Genomic DNA, 18,842 nt, shown 5'->3' with positions numbered 1-18,842 from the left:
CGGGTGCCGGTCCGCCTGGCGTTCAGCGCCCGGGCCACGAGGCCCGGAAGCTGGCACCCTCAGGGCGAGAGTGCTAATCGCAGGTTATTCCTCGGCTAGCACTCCGTCAAGGAGAGTGCCAACCCGCCGACCGGCGCGTCGGGTCCGACGACCACAATGACCGGGTGGATCTCGACCAGCTCGCCGCCCTGCGTACGCCCGAGGGGTCGGCCGCGCTCGACGCCGCCGCGCGGGTGGCCGGCGGCGACCCGTTGACCGCGGCGGCCGCGCTCCGCTCGGCCGGGCTGCCGGCCGGGCTGGCGTCGGCCGCGCTCACCCAGGCCGAGCTGCGGCGCCGGGCGGTCGGCAAGTTCGGGCCAGCCGCCGCGCGCATGTTCCTCACCCGGCCCGGGCTGGAGCAGGCGACCCGGGGGGTCGTCGCGGCGCGGCGGGCCGACCGGTTGCGGGCCGCCGGGGTGCGCACCCTCGCCGACCTCGGCTGCGGCCTCGGCACGGACGCGCTCGCCGCCGCCCGCGCCGGCATCCGGGTGTACGGCGTGGAGGCCGACCCGGTGACCGCCGCGATGGCCGCCGCGAACGCCGAGGCAACCGGGCTGGCCGAGCTGTTCACCGTGGAGTGCGGCGACGCCACCGCGTTCGACGTCGGCCGGGTCGACGGGGTGTTCTGCGACCCGGCGCGCCGCAGGGCGGGCACCGGACGGCGGATCTTCGACCCCAACGCCTACTCCCCGCCCTGGGACTTCGTGGTCGGGCTGGCCGAGCGGGTGCCGTACACGGTCGTGAAGGTGGCCCCCGGCATCGACCACGCGCTCGTCCCGGCGGGCGCCGAGGCCGAGTGGGTGAGCGTCGACGGCGACCTGGTCGAGGCGGCCCTGTGGTGCGGCGAGCTGGCGCGGGTCCCCCGCCGGGCCACCGTGCTGCGCGGCAGGGCAGGGCTTCCGGCCGACGCCCCCGGCGTGGCGGCGGAGGCCTCCGGTCGACCGACCGGCCCCGACGGCTGCCACCAGCTGACCGGCTCCGGCGTCACCGAGGCCGCCGTCGGCCCGCCGCGCCGCTTCCTGTACGACCCGGACCCGGCGGTCGTCCGCGCGCACCTGGTCGCGGAACTGGCGGACGTCCTGGGCGCGACGCTGGCCGACCCGAGCATCGCCTACCTCTACGCGGACGCCCCGACGCCGACGCCGTTCGCCCGCTGCCTGGAGGTCACCGACGTGCTGCCGTTCTCGCTCAAGCGGCTGCGGTCGCTGCTGCGGGAGCGTCAGGTCGGGCGGGTGGAGATCCTCAAGCGCGGGTCGGCGCTGGAGCCGGAGAAGCTCCGGCGGGACCTGCGGCTGGCCGGGGACGAGCCGGCCAGCCTGGTGCTGACCCGGGTCGCCGGGGCGCCGACGGTGCTCGTCTGCCGCCCGGTCGGATAGCGCGCGGCCGGGGCCGGCGCGGGTGTCGACCGCCCGGCCGTTTCGGCTCGCGGGTCGGGCGACCGCGGGTTAGCTTGACCGTCATGGCGGGACAGGGCACTCCGGCGACCGCGCTGCTGACGAAGCGGAAGGTGCCGCACAGCACCCATCCGTACGACGTCTCGCCGGACGCGCCCCACTACGGCGCGCTGGTCGCGGCGGCGCTGGGGGTGCCGCCGGAGCGGGTGTTCAAGTCGCTGGTCGCCGAGGTCGACGGCGCGCTGACGGTGGCGGTCGTGCCGGTCACGGGCGAGCTGGACCTCAAGGCGCTCGCCGCGGCCGTCGGCGGCAAGCGGGCCGCCATGGCCGACCGGGCGGTGGCCGAACGGGCCACCGGCTACGTACGCGGCGGGATCAGCCCGCTCGGGCAACGGCGGCGGCTGCCCACCGTGCTCGACTCGTCGGCGCTCGACCATCCCACCGTCTACGTCTCGGCGGGCCGGCGCGGGCTCCAGCTCCAGCTCGCCCCGCAGGATCTGGTGGCGCTCACCGGGGCGGTCACGGCCCCGCTGGCCGCCCACTGAGCTGCGCCGCTCCGGCGCGCGCCGGGAGAGCGCTCCCCGGTCGACGTCGGCCGGGTCTCAGGGACGTTGCTGAATTGTTACTGCCGACAACAAACTCGCGACCTCGGTGGTCTTGTGCCCACGGCGCGACGCGGAATACGTTGCCGGACACAACAAAACAACATCGTCCCCCACCCCCGAAAGGACCCTGCAGATGCGCAAGGGCTTCCTCACCTTCGCCGCCGTGGGCCTGCTGGCCACCGGCGGCCTGGCCGCCTGCGGCGACGACTCCGGCTCCGACGCCGGCGGCTCCTCCGAGAAGAAGCCGAAGATCGGCGTGATCCTTCCGGACAGCAAGTCCTCCGCCCGCTGGGAGGGCGCCGACCGCAAGTTCCTGGAGGAGGCGTTCAAGGCCGCCGGCGTCGACTACGACATCCAGAACGCCCAGGGCGACAAGACGGCGTTCCAGACCATCGCCGACCAGATGATCACCAACGGCGTGACCGCCCTGATGATCGTCAACCTGGACTCCGGCACCGGCAAGGCCGTGCTCGACAAGGCCAAGTCCCAGGGTGTGGCCACGATCGACTACGACCGGCTCACGCTGGGCGGCTCGGCCACCTACTACGTCAGCTTCGACAACGAGGCCGTCGGCAAGCTCCAGGGCGAGGGCCTGAGCAAGTGCCTGACCGACAAGGGCGTCAAGAACCCGGTCGTGGCGTACCTCAACGGCTCGCCGACCGACAACAACGCCACCCTGTTCAAGAACGGGTACGACTCGGTGCTCAAGCCGAAGTTCGACTCGAAGGAGTACACCAAGGGCCCGGACCAGAACGTGCCGGAGTGGGACAACACCCAGGCCGCCACCATCTTCGAGCAGATGCTGACCCAGACCGGTGGCAAGATCGACGGCGTGCTCGCCGCCAACGACGGCCTCGGCAACGCGGCCATCTCGGTGCTGAAGAAGAACAAGCTCAACGGCAAGGTCCCGGTGACCGGCCAGGACGCCACCCCGCAGGGCCTGCAGAACATCCTCGCCGGCGACCAGTGCATGACCGTCTACAAGGCGATCAAGGAGGAGGCGAAGGCCGCCTCGGACCTGGCCATCGCGGTGGCCAAGGGTGAGAAGAAGGAGACCGCCCAGACGGTCAAGGACCCGGAGGGCGGCCGGGACGTCCCGGCGGTGCTGCTGACCCCGAAGCTGATCTTCAAGGAGAACGTCAAGGACGTCATCGCCGACGGCTTCGTCACCAAGGACGAGGTCTGCGCCGGGGCGTACGCCAAGCTCTGCGCCGACGCCGGCATCAGCTGACCCGTAACCGATTCCACGCGCACGCCGCCCGGCACGGACCCTGTGCCGGGCGGCGGTTCGCGCCGGACGGGATCCGAGACCTCCCCTCCACCTGAAGGAGCCCCCGTGTCCGCAACCCCCCTGCTGGAACTACGCGGGATCGACAAGAGCTTCGGTCCCGTCCAGGTCCTGCGCGACGTCGCCTTCTCCGCCCACCCGGGCGAGGTGACCGCGCTGGTCGGCGACAACGGCGCCGGCAAGTCGACCCTCGTCAAGTGCATCAGCGGCATCTACCCCACCGACGCCGGCGAGTTCCACTTCGACGGCCGGCCCGTGGGCATCAACAGCCCCCGCGACGCCGCGGCGCTCGGCATCGAGGTCGTCTACCAGGACCTCGCGCTCTGCGACAACCTCGACATCGTGCAGAACATGTTCCTCGGCCGGGAGAAGCGCAGCGGCATCGTGCTCGACGAGCCGACCATGGAGCAGATGGCCGCCGACACCCTCGCCGGGCTCAGCGTACGGACCGTGAAGTCGCTGCGGCAGCACGTCTCCAGCCTCTCCGGCGGCCAGCGCCAGACCGTCGCGATCGCCAAGGCCGTGCTCTGGAACAGCAGGCTCGTCATCCTCGACGAGCCGACCGCCGCGCTCGGCGTCGCGCAGACCGCCCAGGTGCTCGAACTGGTCCGCCGGCTCGCCGACAACGGCCTGGCCGTGGTGCTCATCTCGCACAACATGAACGACGTCTTCGCCGTCTCCGACCGGATCGCCGCGCTCTACCTCGGCCAGATGGTCGCCCAGGTGAAGACCACCGACATCACCCACTCGCAGGTCGTCGAGCTGATCACCGCCGGCCGCTCCGGCGGGCTCGGGCTCGCCGCCGAGCCGGCCAACGGCGGCAACGGGCACGGCGCGGAGCCGGCCGACAGCAACCCAGGAGGCGTCCGATGACCACCACCGTCGTGCACAAGGACGGCCCGGCGGCCGCCACACCGCCGCCCACCCTCGGCAGCCACGCCCGCAACTACGTCAGCCGGGTACGCGGCGGCGACATCGGTGCGCTGCCCGCCGTACTCGGCCTGGTCGTGCTCTGCACGGTCTTCTCGATCATGCGGCCGTCCTTCCTCACCGCCGGCAACTTCGCCAACCTGTTCACCCAGGGCGCCGCGGTCACGCTGATCGCGATGGGGCTGGTCTTCGTCCTGCTGCTCGGCGAGATCGACCTCTCCGCCGGCTTCGCCAGCGGCGTCTGCGCCGCCATCCTCGCCAACGTCGTCACCGTGCTCGGCTACCCGTGGTACGTGGCCGTGCTCGCCGCCCTCGTCACCGGCGTGGCGATCGGCACCACCCTGGGCTTCCTGGTGGCGAAGATCGGCATCCCGTCCTTCGTGGTGACCCTCGCCGGGTTCCTCGCCTTCCAGGGCATCGTGCTGATGCTCATGGAGGAGGGCACCAACATCTCGGTCCGCGACGAGGTGCTGGTGGCCATCGCCAACCGCAACCTCCCGCCCGTCCTGGGCTGGCTGCTGGCCGCCGTGGCGGTCGCCGGCTACGCGGCCGTGCAGTTGCTCCGGCACCGTAAGCGGGCCGCTCGGGGCCTGACGACCGACCCGATCGCGGTGGTGTTCGCCCGGATCGGCGGGCTGGCGCTCGTCCTCGGCGCGGCGGTCTTCATCCTCAACCTGGAGCGCAGCCGCAACGTCGTGATCAGCTCGCTCAAGGGCGTGCCGATCGTGGTGCCGATCATCGCCCTGCTGCTGATCTTCTGGACCTTCGTGCTCCAGCGCACCAGCTACGGCCGGCACGTCTATGCCGTGGGCGGCAACAAGGAGGCGGCGCGCCGGGCGGGCATCAACGTGGACCGCATCCGCATCTCGGTCTTCGTGATCTGCTCCTCGATGGCGGCCGTCGGCGGCATCGTCGCCGCCAGCCGGGCCAACTCGGTGGACCCGAACACGGGTGGCAGTAACGTACTGCTCTACGCGGTCGGCGCGGCGGTCATCGGAGGCACCAGCCTCTTCGGCGGCAAGGGCCGGGTGCTCGACGCCGTCCTCGGTGGCGCGGTCGTCGCGGTCATCGACAACGGGATGGGCCTGATGGGATACAGCTCGGGGGTGAAGTACGTGGTCACCGGCGTGGTGCTGCTGCTCGCCGCGAGCGTGGACGCGTTCTCCCGCCGGCGCTCCACCGCCACCGGCAACCGTTGACCGCGCGGCACCGGAAGTGACGACGGCGATGCGCGCAGGACCGAGCCAGGACGAGATCCGTCGGCAGAACCTGGGCGCGTTGCTGCGCTACGTGCACGTGCACGGGGCCACCACCCGCGCCGAGCTGACCACCGCGCTGGGGCTCAACCGCAGCACCATCGGCGCGCTGACCGCCGACCTGGCCGGCGCCGGGCTGGTCAGCGAGGGGACCCCGAAGGAGACCGGCCGGGCCGGACGACCGTCGCTGGTCGTCCGGCCCGAGTCGGACCGGGTGCACGCGTACGCGTACAGCATCGAGGTGGACCGGCTGCGGGCCGCGCGGATCGGTCTGGGCGGCGCGGTGCTCGACCGCCGGGAGCTGGACCGCCCCCGCGGTCTGACCGCCGCGGAGGCCGCCCCGCTGCTGGCCGGGGCGGTCAAGGAGATGCAGCAGAGCGCGCCGGCGGACGCCGTCTGCGTCGGCGCGGGCGTCGCCGTCTGCGGCATGGTCCGGCGCGACGACGGGCTGGTCCGGCTGGGCCCGACCACCGGGTGGGTGGACGAGCCGATCGGCGCGGCGCTCGGCGCCGAGCTGGGCTGCGACGTGCCCGTCACCGTGGGCAACGTGGCCGACGTGGCGGCCTTCGCCGAGCACGCCCGGGGCGCGGCCGCCGGCTGCGACAACGTCATCTACCTGTACGGGGACGTGGGCGTCGGCGCCGGCATCATCGCCGGCGGGCGCCGGCTGACCGGGCACGGCGGCTACGGCGGCGAGGTCGGCCACATGGTGGTCGTCCGGGACGGCGCGCCCTGCGAGTGCGGCTCCCGGGGCTGCTGGGAGACCGAGATCGGGGAGTACGCGCTGCTGAGGGCGGCCGGCCGCTCCGACGCGCGGGGCCGCGACGCGCTGCTGGCCGTCTTCGACGCCGCCGACCGGGGCGACCTGCGGGCCCAGACGGCGGTACGCCAGGCCGGCGACTGGCTCGGCTTCGGGGTGGCCAACCTGGTCAACATCTTCAACCCGGAGATGGTCATCTTCGGCGGCGGCATGCGGGACCTCTACCTCGCGTCGGCGGCCCAGGTACGCAGCCGGCTCAACTCGGTCGCCCTGCCCGCCTGCCTGGAGCACGTCCGACTGCGCACCCCGAAACTCGGCGACGACGCGGCCCTGATCGGCGCCGCTGAGCTGGCCTTCGAACGCCTGCTCGCCGACCCCCTCGACGCCGGCTGACCGGTCCCGCCCCCGGCCCGGGGGCGCCGTCCCGCCCCTCGGCCCGGAGGGCACGGCGGGGCCGGTCCGGTGAACCGATCGGTCGACCCGTCCGTACCAGTGCGCGGACGGGCGAGGGCGCAGCGTCGCCCGGCCCGACCCGTTTCGGACCGGACCGAGGAGGCACCACGGACATGGCACCGCTCAGATCCGCCCGTCGCCCGCGCGGACACCGGAGTCTCCGCCTGGCGGTGCTGCTCGTCGCCGTCGCCGCCGGACTCGGCCCGCTACCCGGCGTGGCCGTCGCCGCTCCGGGCGGCCAGCAGCTCAACGCGGCCGACGCCGCCCTGCTCAACGGGGTGCGCCTGGCGGGGCTCTGGGAGATGCCGGCCGGGCAGATGGCCGCCGAGAAGGGGCAGAGCCCGAAGGTACGCGAGATCGGCGCCGGCATCGCCACCGAGCACGAGGAACTGGACCGGCTGACGGTCGAGGCGGCCAACAAGCTCGGGGCGAGCATCCCGAGCGACCCGACCGCCGAGCAGAAGGGCTGGCTGACGGAGATGCAGACCGCCTCCGGCGCCCGCTTCGACCAGCTCTTCGTCACCCGGCTCCGGGTCGCCCACGGCAAGATCTTCCCGGTCATCGGAGCGGTCCGCGCCGGCACCCGCGACCCGGTGATCCGCCGGCTCGCCGACGACGCCAACCGCTTCGTCCTGCACCACATGCAGATGCTGGAGAGCACCGGACTGGTGCGCTGGCCGGAACTGCCGCCGGCCGCCCTGCCCGCCCCCGGCGAAGACGGCCTGCTCGCCGCCGCCTCCGCCAACTCCGGCCCGCCGATCGGGGTCAGTAGCACGGTGGTCTGGCTGGTCTTCCTCGCCGCCCTCGGCACGGGCGGCGTCGCCACGTACCGCATCCTGCGCCGCACCTGACCGCCGCCCGGCCCGCCGCCCCGTCCTGCGGCGGGCCGACGGCCGCGCACGTTGCTGGCGAGGCGACCATCGGCGTGACCGTGAGTAGTCGTCATGGGCGTTTCCGCGTCGCCGCCGGCCACCCGCCTCGCCCCCTTTGCTCTGCAGCCATCCACGCACCGACTACACCCGGTGGCCGGTGCGTCGGTGGCTGCAGAGCAAAGGGAGTGTGAGGGGTGTCGGCCGGCTCGACAGCGCTCAGAAGAAACCGCTGGTCAGCGGGCACCGCGTCGAGATCGTCGCCTGACGCGTCCTCCGGGCCGACAGAAAGTGACTACCGTGCGTGAGAATGGCGCCCCTCCTCGACTTCGTCACTTCCGGTAGTCATGGCAGTCCCGCTCGGAAACCAGCTCGGGTCCCGGCACGAAGAGCCCACCGTTGATCAGGAACGTGGCGAGGTCCCAGAAGCCGTACGCCAGCACCCGGGAGCGGGCCCGGATGACCCGGGAAACCGGCGGCGCCTTCGAACAGGGCGCGGCGGGTCAGGAGGCGGTGCCGTGCCAGGAGCGCCAGAGGGCCGCGTAGGAGCCGTCGGCCGCGACCAGCTCGTCGTGCGAGCCGATCTCGGCGATCCGCCCGTCCTCCACCACCGCCACCCGGTCCGCGTCGTGCGCCGAGAAGAGGCGGTGCGCGATGGCCACGACCGTACGGCCCGCGAGGACGGCCGCGAGGGACCGTTCCAGGTGCCGGGCCGCGCGGGGATCGATCAACGAGGTGGCCTCGTCGAGCACCAGGGTGTGCGGGTCGGCCAGCACCAGCCGGGCCAGCGCCAGCTGCTGCGCCTGCGCGGGCGACAGCGGGTGCCCGCCGGCGCCGACCACCGTGTCCAGCCCGTCCGGCAGCCCGTCGGCCCAGTCGAGCGCGTCGACGGCGGCCAGCGCCGACCGGACCGCCGACTCGTCGGCCCCCGGCCGCACCATCGCCACGTTCTCGCGCAGCGTACCGATGAAGACGTGGTGTTCCTGGGTGACCAGGGCGACGTGCGTACGCAGCTCGGCCAGGGGCAGCTCGTCGAGGCGTCGACCGGCCACGGTGACCGAGCCGGTGCGGGGCGCGTGCACCCCGGCGAGCAGCCGACCGAGGGTGGACTTGCCGGCGCCCGAGGGACCCACCATGGCCAGCTTCTCCCCCGGTTCCGGCACCAGGGTCACCCCGTGCAGCACGTCCCGGCCCTCCCGGTACGCGTACCGGACGTCCCGGGCGGCGAGCCGCCGGTCCCCCGGTGGCGCGGGATCGGCCGGGCCCGGGGAACCCACGACGGCTGGGGCCGGAGCGCCGACGGGCGGGGCCGGTGCGTCGGCGGCGGCCACCCCGAGCAGGCGGGCCATCGAGGCGCCGCCGACCTGCAACTCGTCCAGCCAGGAGAGCAGCCGGTCGACCGGGTCGATCAGCTGCTGCACGTAGAGGGTGGCGGCGGTGACCTCGCCGAGGCTCACCCAGCCCTTCAGGTAGAACCAGCCGCCGATGAGCAGCGTCGCCACCACCGGCAGCACGTAGCCGATCTCGGCGACCGGGAAGAACACCGTGCGCAGCCGCAGGGTGTAGCGCTCGGCCGCGTACGACCGGCGGATGTCGGCGTCGGTGCGGGCCCGGCGGCGCGCCTGCTGCCGCAGCGCCTCCGTGGTCCGCGAGCCCTCGACGGTCTCGCTGATGCCGTCGGTGATGTCGGAGTAGGCGGCGTTCTCCCGCAGGTAGCCGGCAGGGGCGCGGCGCAGGTACCAGCGGGTGCCCGCCCACAGCAGCGGCACCGCGAGCAGGCAGGGCAACGCGAAGAGCGGGTCGACCAGGAGCAGCGCGCCGACGATGAAGCAGCCGGTGACCACCGCGATCAGCGTCTCCGGTACGGCGAACCGGACCGTCCGCGACAGCGCGGAGACGTCCCGGGACGTCCGGGTGAGCAGGTCGCCCGTGCCGGCCCGCTCCACGGTGGCCAGCGGCAGCGCCAGGATCCGGTCGACGAACTCCTCGCGCAGCTCGGCCAGCACCCGCTCGCCCAGCCGTGCCGACGCCAGGTGGGCGAAGCGGACCAGCACCGACTGCACCAGCACGAACCCGGCGATCAGCAGGGCGATGCGGTCGACGGTGACGCCGGACGTGCCGCCCGCGATCCCCTCGACCAGGTCGCCGAGCAGCCACGGCGCGACGAGCCCGGCCGCGGCGGCCAGCGCGTGCAGGCCGAGCGCGGCCCCGAGCGCCCTCGGGTGCCGGTGGACGAGCGTGCGTGCGTAGCGGCGCACCTGGCGCGCGTCGGCGACGGGCAGCTCGGTGGCCATCAGTCCTCCCCCCGGCTGACCGTCGCCCGGTAGCGCGGCTCGCCGTCGAGCAGTGCGGTGTGCGCCCCCTCGGCCACCACCTTGCCGTCCTCCACGAAGATCACGTGGTCGGCACGGTGCAGCACGAGCGGGCTGGTGGTGCAGACCAGGGTGGTCCGGCCCGCCCGGGCGGCGCCGAGCCGGTCGGCGATCCGGGCCTCGGTGTGCGCGTCCACGGCGCTCGTCGGCTCCACCAGCAGCAGGGTCTCCGGGTCGGCGACCAGGGCCCGGGCCAGCCGCAGCCGCTGCTGCTGGCCGCCGGAGAACTCCCGGCCGCGCTCGGCGACCAGGCTGTCCAGCCCCGCCGGCAGCGCCTCGACGATGTCGGTCGCGCTCGCCGCCGCCAGCGCCGCCGCGATCGTCGCGTCGTCGGCCCGGTCGTGCGGGTCCAGCTCCGCGCGGAGCGGGCCGGTGAACAGGTGCGCGTCGTTGTCGGCCACCAGGATCCGCTCGCGCACCGTCGCCAGCGCCACCTCCCGCAGCGGTACGCCGTGCAGCGTCGCGTCCGAGTCGACGTACCGGCCGAGGCGGTCCACGATCGCCACCGCGTCCTCGGGCGCGGTGGCCGCGAGCGCGGTGAGCCGGCCCGGCCGTACCGTCACGCCGGAGGCCACGTCGACCAGCTCGCCGGGGCCGTCCGGCAGGGCGGCCGGGCGCGCCGGGTCGAGCAGTTCCGGGGTGAGCCGCAGCAGCCGCACCACCCGCCGGGCGGCGACGTGCCCACGGGTCAGCTTGTCCACCGCCTCGGTGAGCTGCCGCAGCGGGCTGACCAGGAACGCGGTGTAGCCGTAGAACGCCACGAGTTCGCCGGCGCTGATCTCGCCGCGCAGCGCGAACCGGGCGCCGAGCCAGGTGACCAGCACCAGGAAGGCCCCCGGGAGCAGCACCTGGGCCGCCTCCAGCAGCGACTCGATGCGGGCCACCCGCAGCCCGTCGGCGCGCAGCGCCTGCGAGCGCACCCGGTAGTGGTTGGAGAGCACCGGTTCGCCGCCGACGCCGCGCAGCACCCGCAGCCCGGAGACGATGTCGCCGGCCCGCGCGGTCAGCGCCCCCTCCGAGTCCCGGTACGCCTGCTGCTGCCGGTGCAGCGGCCGGATGAGCAGCCCGACGACCGCCATCAGCAGCGGTACGCCCAGCACCACGACCAGCCCGAGCGGCACGGAGGCGCCGAGCAGGATCACCCCGACGGTCACGATCGCCACGACCGCGCCGGCGCCCCGGGCGGTGATGTCGATGGCCGAACCGATCTGGCTGATGTCGGCCGTACCGATGCTCACCACCTCGCCGGCGGAGACGCGGCGGGGCAGCGCGGCGCCGAGCCGGTTCGCCGCGCCAACGGTCAACTGCACCGTCCCGTACGCGCCGGCGAGGAAGTTGTGCACCGCGCAGCGGTGCCGCAGGATCCCCGCGACCGCCTGGAGCACGCCCAGCCCGAACAGCACCAGTCCCCAGGTGAGCAGGGCGTCCTCGTCGCGGCGGGTGAGCCCGTCGACGGCCCGGCCGACGGCCGCCGGCACCAGCGCCTGGGCGACCATCCACACGACGCCCAGCAGGATGCCGACGGTGAGCAGCGCCTTGTGCCGCCCGGCGAGCCACACGAGGTAGCGGGTCGCCGAGCGGATGTCGGGTACGCCGGGGTCCCCGGCCGGTGTGAAGCGCATGGCCCACCGACGCTAGGTGGCGGGCTGGTCACCCCGCCAACCATTTACCGCCTCGGCGTGCCGTGGCTCACGCGTCTTCCGCCGTCGCCCGGCCGGCCCCGCCTCAGCGGTCGACCTGGGTGAAGTCCCACGAGTGCGGCGGGCGGGCGAGCAGCATCGCGGGCGGCGCCGGCAGCGGGCGCGGGTTGCTGCGCCACTTGGAGATGACCACCACCCGGTGGTCGGTGGAGGAGAACACCTCGCTGGACAGGTGCATCGGGTCGTGCTCGAACTCCGGCAGGGCGGTGTCGCAGACCCAGGTGATCAGGTCCGTGACGCCGTACGGCTCCGCCCGCGCCTCCCACATCCGCACGATCACGTCAGCCATCCTCGGGGTTCACACGCTGACCGTGGTCAGCGGCATGGCGGAGTCGGCGGGCAGGTCCAGCCGGCTCGGCGCGACACCGGCGGCGACCAGGTGCGAGCCGAGGGCGGCGACCATCGCGCCGTTGTCCGTGCAGAGCCCGGGGCGGGGCACCCGGACGCGGATGCCGTGTGCGGCGGCGCGGTGCTCGGCCATCGCCCGCAGCCGGGAGTTGGCCGCCACGCCGCCGCCGATCACCAGCGTCTCCACGCCGTTGGCCCGGCAGGCGTCCAGCGCCTTGCGTACCAGCACGTCGCAGACCGCCTCCTGGAAGGACGCGGCGACGTCGGCGACCGGCACCGGCTCGCCGGCCCGCTGCCGCGCCTCGACCCACCGGGCCACCGCCGTCTTCAGCCCCGAGAAGGAGAAGTCGTAGCGGTGGGCCACGAGGTCCTTGGCGGCGGTCAGGCCGCGCGGAAACCCGATGGCGGCCGGGTCGCCGGCCCGGGCCTCCCGGTCGATGTACGGGCCGCCGGGGAACGGCAGCCCGAGCAGCCGGGCCACCTTGTCGAACGCCTCGCCGGCCGCGTCGTCGATGGTGGCGCCGAGCGGGGTGACGCCCCGGGCCAGGTCGTCGACGAGCAGCAGGGAGGAGTGCCCGCCGGAGACCAGCAGGGCGATCGCCGGCTCGGGCAGCGGGCCGTGTTCCAGGGTGTCCACGGCGACGTGCGCGGCCAGGTGGTTGACGCCGTAGACCGGCTTCTCGGCGGCGATGGCGTAGCCCTTCGCGGCGGCCACCCCGACGAGCAGCGCGCCGGCCAGCCCCGGTCCCGAGGTGACCGCGATCGCGTCGATGTCGGCGAGGGTCACCCCCGCTTCCGTCAACGCCCGCTGCATGGTCGGCACGATGGCCTCCAGGTGGGCCCGGCTGGCCACCTCGGGCACCACACCGCCGAAGCGGGCGTGCTGTTCGACGCTGGAGGCGAGCGCGTCGGCCAGCAGGGTGTGCCCGCGTACGATGCCGACCCCGGTCTCGTCGCAGGAGGTCTCGATGCCGAGGATCAGGGGTTCGTCAGTCATCGCTCACATCCTGCGCTGCGCTGCATGACCAGCGCGTCGGTGTTGCTCGGTTGGTAGTAGCCGCGCCGCACGCCGATCGGCTCGAAGCCGTACGTCGCGTAGAGCTTCTGGGCGGGGGCGTTGTCCGCCGCGACCTCCAGCAGCGTGCTGCGGGCGCCGAGCCGGGCGGCCTCGGCGAGCAGCGCCTCCACCAGGAGCCGACCGATGCCGCGCCGCTGGGCGTCCCGGCGCACCGCGACGTTCTGCACCCACGCCTCGTCGGGCGGCGCCACGGCGAGGCCGGCGTAGCCGAGCACCTCGCCGTCGTCGACGGCGACCAGGTAGAAGTGCCCGTTGGCCAGCTCGTTCCAGAACATCGCCGCCGACCACTGCTCGGCGCCGAACAGGTCCGCCTCGATCGGCAGCACCTCGTCGACGTGCCACCACCGGAACCGCTCCAGGCGGACCGTCATGGCAGTACCGGCTTTCGGGCGGTCGCCGCCACGGCGTCCGGTCGGCGCAGGTAGAGCGGGGTGAGCGCCTCCGAGGGGGCGCCGGCCCGGATGCGCTCGCCGGCCAGGGTCGCCAGCACGGCCGCGTCCGGGTAGCGGGGCTCGTCCCGTACGGGCAGGCCGAGCGCGTCCGCGTACCGGTGCGCGCCGTCACCGACCGCGGCCGTGACGGCCAGCCCACGGGCGCGTTCGGCGGCGACCGCCGGCACGGAGACCTCCGGCCCGACGATCCGCTGGCCCGCGCCGTCGTACACCGCCCAGTAGATCTCCCGGCGGCGCGCGTCGCTCGCCGCCAGCACCGGCTCGCCGGCGGCCGCCGGGTGGCCGATGGCGTCCAGCGAGCAGACGCCGTACGTCGGGACGCCCAGCACCTGGCCGATGGTGGCGGCGGTGACCAGCCCCACCCGCAGCCCGGTGAACGGGCCGGGGCCGAGCCCGGCGACGATCGCGCCCAGGTCGGCGGGACGGGCACCGGCCTCGGTGAGCACGGCGTCGACCTGCGGCGCGAGCAGTTCGCCGTGGGCGCGGGCGTCGACCGTGCAGCGGTGCGCGCGGGTCGTCACGCCGTCCGCCGCGACCTCCACCAACGCTGCGGTCACCGCAGGCGTCGAGCTGTCCACCACCAGTACCAGCACGGTGAGCCAGCCTAGCCGCCCCTTCGTCACCCCCGGTGACGCCCTTCCCCATCCCCCGGTGTGCCGGCACGCGCACCAGCCGGCACGCGCACCAGCCGGCCCTCGGACGTGCCGGCGCTCGGACGTGCCGGCGTCCGGCCATGCGGCGCTCGGGTTTGCCGACGCTGGGATACGCCGGCGCCAGGGTTTGTTTGCCGGCGACGGTATTCCGGTGGACACCTCGTTCCGGGCCTGTCCGACGGCACCTGCCGGACAGGTCGTCGCCGGTGCCGCCGGAAGTCACCACCGCTGGCGGCCGGGTTGGGCGCGCGGGTAGAGCCCGGTCGCGCGGCTCAGGCTCGCGCGGCTCAGGCTCGCGCGGAAGGCTCCACCGACGGTCGTCTTCCAGGGACTCCCCACCGACGATCCCAGCGAGTGTGATACCTCCTTGTCATAAAAATGCCTGAGAGGTATCGCACCCGGGAGGACATGGTTCATCATGTCGGGATGTCGACCAGCCGCCTCGTCTCCCTGTTCGGCCGCGCCGTCCGGCGTCAGCGCGAGTTGAGCAAGCTCAGCCAACGACAACTGGCCGAGCTGGCAGGCGTCAGCCAGGCCTCGGTCGCGCGCATCGAACGCGGCGACCGCACGCCGAGCGTGCTGGTGCTGGAGCGGCTGCTCGCCGCGATGGACGTCCAGCTGACCGTCGCGGTGGAACCGCTCGACGCGCATCTGGACGCCCAGATCGCCGAGCTGGCCGCCCAGCCGCTCGCCGACCGGGTCGACGCCCTCGGGCTGGACCGGTTCCTGGACAAACTCGGCGACCTGCCGTACGTGCTCACGGGCGGCACGGCCGCGCTGCTCCAGGGCGCGCCCCTACCGGTCGACGCCCTGGAGATCGCGGTCCGCTGGCGTGACTCGACCCGGTTCACCGCCTGGTTGGACGCGGCATACGGGCAGCGGTGGAACGAGCGCTGGGGCGAGTTCGGTGGGCTGCGGCTCGAACCCGAGGAGCCCGGCGAGCACCGGTGGCAGACCCGGTACGGCGAGCTCCGGGCGACGATGTGCGACGAGCTACCGGAGGCCGTCGAGGTACGCCACGGCGGACGCGGCTACCCGGTGGTACCGCTCGTCGAGCTGGAGTTGGCCGATCCGGGCGCCGCCGAGCTGCTGCGCCGTTACCGCGACGGCGGCGGTGAGCACCCGCCGGGCGGTCAGCACCCGCCGACGGAGGGCGGGAGCCGACCGGGTGCCGGCCCGTCGTCAGCCGGCTGAGCGTTCCCAGTCGACCGTGGGCAGGCCGGCGTCGGCGAGCGCCTTGTTGGCGGCGCTGAACGGGCGGCTGCCGAGGAAGCCACGCGGGTTCATCGGGCTGGGGTGCCCGGCCTCCAGCACCACGTGCTGCGGGTTGGTGACCAGGGCGGCCTTCTTGCGCGCGTAGCCGCCCCAGAGCAGGAAGACCACCCGGGAGTCCATCGCGTCGAGCGCCCGGATGGTGGCGTCGGTGAACTCCTCCCAGCCCCGGTTGGCGTGCGAGCCGGGCGTCGCCTCGCGGACGGTGAGGACCGCGTTGAGCAGCAGCACGCCCTGCGCCGCCCAGCCGCTGAGGTTGCCGCCGCGCGGCTTCGGCACGCCGAGGTCCTCGCCCAGCTCCTTGAAGACGTTGCGCAGCGAGGGCGGCACGCTCACGCCCTCGCGCACGCTGAAGCTGAGCCCGTGCGCCTGCCCCGCCTTGTGGTAGGGATCCTGCCCGAGGATCAGCACCCGGCAGTCGGCCGGCGCGCACAGCCGGTAGGCCGAGAAGAGGTCCTCGACCGGCGGGAAGACGGTGCGGGTCGCGTACTCCCCCGCGACGAACTCGGCCAGGGCGGCCGTGCGCGCCGGATCGAGGTGCGGGGTGAGCACGGCACGCCAGTCCTCCGGCAGCAGCGCCAGCAGGTCCAAGGTGGGGGCGTCGTCGGGCATCGGCAACCTTTCGCCTGTCGGGTCCGTCCCGCGCACTCTAGGCAGCCGGTACGACAGCGCTCACCCGAGGGCGGCCAGGCGCTGTGCCCAGTCGTCGCCCACCGGCTCCAGCTCGACCACCCGGGTGTCGTCGTCGCGGCGGTCGACGCGTACCCGCAGGTGGGCGTCGACGAGCTGCTCGACCAGTCCCTCGCCCCACTCCACCACGGTCACCGACTCGTCCACCGAGGCGTCCAGGTCGAGGTCGTCGATCTCGGCGCGCGGGTCGGCGGCGTCCCCCAGCCGGTACGCGTCGGCGTGCACCAGCGCCACCGTGCCGCCCCGGGCCGGGTCGGGCCGGTGCACCCGGGCGATCACGAAGGTGGGCGAGGTGACGTCCCCGAGCACGCCGAGCCCGGCCCCGATGCCCCGGGTCAGCGCGGTCTTGCCGGCGCCGAGCGGCCCGGTCAGCAGCAGCAGGTCGCCGGCGCGCAGCAGCCCGGCCAGCCGCCGCCCGAACTCGTGGGTGTCCTCGACCGTCGGCAGCTTCACGACGTGACTCACAGCGCCTCCAGGAACCGGACCAGCGCCGCGTCGACCTCGTCGGCGTGCTCCAGCATCACCACGTGCCCACTGTCGGAGATCTTGACGAACTCGGCGTGCGGCAGCCGCCGGACGATCTCCTCGGAGTGCGTCACGGGGGTGATCATGTCCTTGTCGCCGACGACCACCAGCACGGGGGTGTCCGCCAGCGCGGCGAGCGCCGGGAACCGGGAGTGCGTGGCCAGCGTCCGCAGGTAGCGCGTCACCGTGTCGGCGGACGTGCGGGAGTTCATCGTCTCGACGTACGACACCAGGGCCGCGCTGGGGTGGCGGGTGCCGAAGCCGTACTTGCGGGTGAGCAGCCAGGCCACGTTGGTGGTGGAGCGGCGCGCCCGGTCGATCACGGGGCCGCCGTAGCGGGTGACGTTGCCGACCATGTGCAGCACCGGCGCGCCGACCCGGCCGAGCAGGGCGGGCGCCACCAGCTTGGTCTCGGCGAGCAGGCCGCCCGAGGTGGCCATCAGTACGGTGCCCACGACCCGGTCGCCGAACAGCTCCGGAAACAGCTCGGCGAACGCCATGATGGTCATCCCACCCATCGAGTGGCCGACCAGCACCAGCGGCCCCTCCGGGGCGGTCCGGTCGATCACCTCGCGCAGCGTCCGGCCGAGCGCGGTGAGGTCGTACTCGCCGGTCTCCAGCCGCCCGGACCGGCCGTGCCCGGGCTGGTCGTACGCGACGATCCGGTGCTCGCCCCGCTCGGCGAGCAGCTTGCGCTGGAAGTGGAAGGTGCCCATGTCGAGGCAGAAGCCGTGCACCAGCACCACGGTCGGGTTGCCGGGCACGGGCCGGGTCGGCTCCACCACCTCGACGTGGATGTCGGTGCCGTCGGGCATCTCCAGCCGGAAGGACTCGTCGTGCCACTGGTCGCCGAAGACCTCGCCCGCGTACGGGTCGGCGGGGTCGGCCTTGAGCTTGCGGACCAGGGCACGTTCGGTGGCGACGCCGGCCGCGAGCCCGGCGGCGGCGACCCCTACGGCGGCCAGGGCGCCGACGGCCGCCCTGGCGTGCCCGGTACGCGGCAGCGGGATGCGGGAGCGGGACGTCACGGGCGCTCGCCGTCGTAGACGCGGGACACGCGGGTGCCGCCGAACCGGGTGACGATCTCGTAGTTGATCGTGCCGGCCGCCTCGGCCCAGTCGTCGGCGGTGGGCCCGCCGTCGGCGCCGTCGCCGAAGAGGGTGACGACGTCGCCGGCGGCCACCGGGTCGTCGCCGCAGTCGAGCACGAACTGGTCCATGCAGACCCGACCCGAGATCGTCCGACGCTTGCCGCCGAGCTGCACCGGGCCGCTGTTCGAGGCGTGCCGGGGCACCCCGTCGGCGTAGCCGAGCGGCACCACCGCGAGGTTCGCCTCCCGCTCGGTGGTGTAGGTGTGCCCGTACGAGACGCCGGAGCCGGCGGGGACGCGCTTGGTCAGCATCACCCGGGCCCGGGCGGTCATCGCCGGGCGCAGCCCGTAGCGCTCGCCGGCCACGGGGGAGAGACCGTAGACGGCCAGCCCGGGGCGGACCAGGTCGAAGTGGGTGTCGGGCCGGGTGAGGGTGGCGGCCGAGTTGGCCAGGTGCCGGTAGCGCGGCCGCAGGCCGGCCTGCTCGGCCATGCCGATCCCCTCGTGGAAGACGGCGAGCTGGCGGTCGATGGTCGGGTGGCCGGGCGAGTCCGCGTACACGAAGTGGCTCCACACCCCGACCACCTCGACCAGGCCGTCGGCCTGTGCCTTGGCGGCGGCGTCGAGCAGGGCCGGCCAGTCGGCGACGGTCGCGCCGCCCCGGGCCAGGCCGGTGTCGATCTTGAGGTGCAGCCGGGCCGGCCGGCCGGCGGCGCGGCCCGCCTCGACCATCTCGGCGAGCTGGGGCAGGCTGGCGACGCCGAGGTCGACCCCGGCGGCGACGCCCTCGTGCAGCGGCAGCCCCGGCGCGAGGAGCCAGGCCAGCACGGGCACGTCGAGCCCGGCCCGGCGCAGCGTGAGCGCCTCGTCCAGCGTGCAGACCCCGAGCCAGTCGGCTCCGGCGTCGAGGGCGGCGCGGGCGGCCGGGACCATGCCGTGGCCGTAGCCGTCGGCCTTCACCACCGCCATCAGCTCGGCGCCGGTGCCGGACCTCAGCCGGCTCACGTTCTCGCGGATCGCGTCCAGGTCCACGCGCACCTCGGCCTGCCACATGCCCCCAGCCTACTT

18 protein-coding genes are annotated in these 18,842 nt (G+C 74.2%); 8 read left to right on the top strand and 10 right to left on the bottom strand.

Annotated features, from left to right (window positions below):
* Positions 1 to 164: 164 nt before the first annotated feature.
* The 7 genes from GA0070610_RS01930 (at position 165) to GA0070610_RS01900 (ending at position 7,576) form a co-directional block, all read left to right on the top strand.
* Positions 165 to 1,415 (top strand): class I SAM-dependent methyltransferase, encoded by a 1,251-nt coding sequence (locus GA0070610_RS01930; RefSeq protein ID WP_088998426.1) that lies wholly within the window; start codon positions 165 to 167, stop codon positions 1,413 to 1,415.
* Positions 1,416 to 1,498: 83 nt separating this feature from the next.
* Positions 1,499 to 1,978: a Cys-tRNA(Pro) deacylase gene (gene ybaK / locus GA0070610_RS01925; RefSeq protein WP_088998425.1), complete on the top strand. Its 480-nt coding sequence runs from the start codon at positions 1,499 to 1,501 to the stop codon at positions 1,976 to 1,978.
* A gap of 193 nt (positions 1,979 to 2,171) precedes the next feature.
* On the top strand, positions 2,172 to 3,269 hold the full coding sequence (locus GA0070610_RS01920) for a sugar ABC transporter substrate-binding protein (RefSeq protein ID WP_088998424.1): 1,098 nt from the start codon (positions 2,172 to 2,174) through the stop codon (positions 3,267 to 3,269).
* 105 nt (positions 3,270 to 3,374) lie between these two features.
* Positions 3,375 to 4,199 (top strand): ATP-binding cassette domain-containing protein, encoded by an 825-nt coding sequence (locus tag GA0070610_RS01915; protein ID WP_088998423.1) that lies wholly within the window; start codon positions 3,375 to 3,377, stop codon positions 4,197 to 4,199.
* Positions 4,196 to 5,455 (top strand): sugar ABC transporter permease, encoded by a 1,260-nt coding sequence (locus GA0070610_RS01910; RefSeq protein ID WP_088998422.1) that lies wholly within the window; start codon positions 4,196 to 4,198, stop codon positions 5,453 to 5,455. The genes GA0070610_RS01915 and GA0070610_RS01910 overlap by 4 nt, the downstream gene beginning before the upstream one ends.
* Positions 5,456 to 5,483: 28 nt before the next feature.
* Positions 5,484 to 6,665, top strand: a complete 1,182-nt coding sequence (locus GA0070610_RS01905; RefSeq protein WP_088998421.1) for an ROK family protein — start codon at positions 5,484 to 5,486, stop codon at positions 6,663 to 6,665.
* A gap of 173 nt (positions 6,666 to 6,838) precedes the next feature.
* A complete protein-coding gene (locus tag GA0070610_RS01900) occupies positions 6,839 to 7,576 on the top strand; it encodes a DUF4142 domain-containing protein (RefSeq protein ID WP_088998420.1) in 738 nt (245 codons plus the stop codon).
* Positions 7,577 to 8,097: 521 nt separating this feature from the next.
* Here the strand turns inward: GA0070610_RS01900 and GA0070610_RS01895 are convergent.
* From GA0070610_RS01895 to tsaB, 6 genes are all read right to left on the bottom strand, one after another.
* The gene (locus GA0070610_RS01895) at positions 8,098 to 9,888 is read right to left on the bottom strand and encodes an ABC transporter ATP-binding protein (protein WP_088998419.1); all 1,791 of its coding nucleotides are present in this window, start codon (positions 9,886 to 9,888) and stop codon (positions 8,098 to 8,100) included.
* Complete coding sequence (locus GA0070610_RS01890; RefSeq protein WP_088998418.1) at positions 9,888 to 11,588, bottom strand: ABC transporter ATP-binding protein; 1,701 nt, start codon at positions 11,586 to 11,588, stop codon at positions 9,888 to 9,890. Before GA0070610_RS01890 ends, GA0070610_RS01895 begins: the two co-directional genes overlap by 1 nt.
* 103 nt (positions 11,589 to 11,691) lie before the next feature.
* Positions 11,692 to 11,946: a hypothetical protein gene (locus GA0070610_RS01885; RefSeq protein ID WP_088998417.1), complete on the bottom strand. Its 255-nt coding sequence runs from the start codon at positions 11,944 to 11,946 to the stop codon at positions 11,692 to 11,694.
* 18 nt (positions 11,947 to 11,964) lie between these two features.
* Positions 11,965 to 13,011, bottom strand: a complete 1,047-nt coding sequence (gene tsaD / locus GA0070610_RS01880) for a tRNA (adenosine(37)-N6)-threonylcarbamoyltransferase complex transferase subunit TsaD (RefSeq protein ID WP_088998416.1) — start codon at positions 13,009 to 13,011, stop codon at positions 11,965 to 11,967.
* Positions 13,008 to 13,463 carry a ribosomal protein S18-alanine N-acetyltransferase gene (gene rimI, locus GA0070610_RS01875; protein ID WP_088998415.1) on the bottom strand — a complete coding sequence of 152 codons (456 nt, stop codon included), beginning with the start codon at positions 13,461 to 13,463 and terminating at the stop codon, positions 13,008 to 13,010. The genes tsaD and rimI overlap by 4 nt, the downstream gene beginning before the upstream one ends.
* A complete protein-coding gene (tsaB, locus tag GA0070610_RS01870) occupies positions 13,460 to 14,137 on the bottom strand; it encodes a tRNA (adenosine(37)-N6)-threonylcarbamoyltransferase complex dimerization subunit type 1 TsaB (RefSeq protein WP_088998414.1) in 678 nt (225 codons plus the stop codon). The genes rimI and tsaB overlap by 4 nt, the downstream gene beginning before the upstream one ends.
* Positions 14,138 to 14,623: 486 nt before the next feature.
* On the opposite strand from tsaB, the gene GA0070610_RS01865 reads away from it, so the two are divergent.
* On the top strand, positions 14,624 to 15,391 hold the full coding sequence (locus tag GA0070610_RS01865) for a helix-turn-helix domain-containing protein (RefSeq protein ID WP_088998413.1): 768 nt from the start codon (positions 14,624 to 14,626) through the stop codon (positions 15,389 to 15,391).
* Here the strand turns inward: GA0070610_RS01865 and ung are convergent.
* Genes ung through alr form a run of 4 tightly spaced genes read right to left on the bottom strand, consistent with a single transcriptional unit; the run spans position 15,380 to position 18,827 of the window.
* Complete coding sequence (gene ung / locus GA0070610_RS01860; RefSeq protein ID WP_088998412.1) at positions 15,380 to 16,081, bottom strand: uracil-DNA glycosylase; 702 nt, start codon at positions 16,079 to 16,081, stop codon at positions 15,380 to 15,382. The genes GA0070610_RS01865 and ung overlap by 12 nt on opposite strands.
* Positions 16,082 to 16,141: 60 nt before the next feature.
* Complete coding sequence (tsaE, locus tag GA0070610_RS01855) at positions 16,142 to 16,624, bottom strand: tRNA (adenosine(37)-N6)-threonylcarbamoyltransferase complex ATPase subunit type 1 TsaE (RefSeq protein WP_088998411.1); 483 nt, start codon at positions 16,622 to 16,624, stop codon at positions 16,142 to 16,144.
* Complete coding sequence (locus GA0070610_RS01850; RefSeq protein WP_088998410.1) at positions 16,621 to 17,712, bottom strand: alpha/beta fold hydrolase; 1,092 nt, start codon at positions 17,710 to 17,712, stop codon at positions 16,621 to 16,623. The genes tsaE and GA0070610_RS01850 overlap by 4 nt, the downstream gene beginning before the upstream one ends.
* Complete coding sequence (gene alr / locus GA0070610_RS01845) at positions 17,709 to 18,827, bottom strand: alanine racemase (protein WP_088998409.1); 1,119 nt, start codon at positions 18,825 to 18,827, stop codon at positions 17,709 to 17,711. Before alr ends, GA0070610_RS01850 begins: the two co-directional genes overlap by 4 nt.
* Positions 18,828 to 18,842 lie beyond the last annotated feature (15 nt).

Origin of the sequence: Micromonospora echinofusca, assembly GCF_900091445.1 — a bacterium.
Lineage (GTDB): Bacteria > Actinomycetota > Actinomycetes > Mycobacteriales > Micromonosporaceae > Micromonospora > Micromonospora echinofusca.
The sequence above is the reverse complement of the archived record's forward strand: the minus strand, read 5'-3'. Positions and strand labels throughout refer to the sequence as shown.

What these genes read in the sequence shown, in the direction of transcription:
- ybaK (WP_088998425.1), top strand. Translation starts at nt 1,499, where the DNA reads ATGGCGGGACAGGGCACTCCGGCGACCGCGCTGCTGACGAAGCGGAAG.
- GA0070610_RS01920 (WP_088998424.1), top strand. Translation starts at nt 2,172, where the DNA reads ATGCGCAAGGGCTTCCTCACCTTCGCCGCCGTGGGCCTGCTGGCCACC.
- GA0070610_RS01910 (WP_088998422.1), top strand. Translation starts at nt 4,196, where the DNA reads ATGACCACCACCGTCGTGCACAAGGACGGCCCGGCGGCCGCCACACCG.
- GA0070610_RS01905 (WP_088998421.1), top strand. Translation starts at nt 5,484, where the DNA reads ATGCGCGCAGGACCGAGCCAGGACGAGATCCGTCGGCAGAACCTGGGC.
- GA0070610_RS01900 (WP_088998420.1), top strand. Translation starts at nt 6,839, where the DNA reads ATGGCACCGCTCAGATCCGCCCGTCGCCCGCGCGGACACCGGAGTCTC.
- GA0070610_RS01895 (WP_088998419.1), bottom strand. Translation starts at nt 9,888, where the DNA reads ATGGCCACCGAGCTGCCCGTCGCCGACGCGCGCCAGGTGCGCCGCTAC.
- GA0070610_RS01890 (WP_088998418.1), bottom strand. Translation starts at nt 11,588, where the DNA reads ATGCGCTTCACACCGGCCGGGGACCCCGGCGTACCCGACATCCGCTCG.
- tsaD (WP_088998416.1), bottom strand. Translation starts at nt 13,011, where the DNA reads ATGACTGACGAACCCCTGATCCTCGGCATCGAGACCTCCTGCGACGAG.
- rimI (WP_088998415.1), bottom strand. Translation starts at nt 13,463, where the DNA reads ATGACGGTCCGCCTGGAGCGGTTCCGGTGGTGGCACGTCGACGAGGTG.
- GA0070610_RS01865 (WP_088998413.1), top strand. Translation starts at nt 14,624, where the DNA reads ATGTCGACCAGCCGCCTCGTCTCCCTGTTCGGCCGCGCCGTCCGGCGT.
- ung (WP_088998412.1), bottom strand. Translation starts at nt 16,081, where the DNA reads ATGCCCGACGACGCCCCCACCTTGGACCTGCTGGCGCTGCTGCCGGAG.
- alr (WP_088998409.1), bottom strand. Translation starts at nt 18,827, where the DNA reads ATGTGGCAGGCCGAGGTGCGCGTGGACCTGGACGCGATCCGCGAGAAC.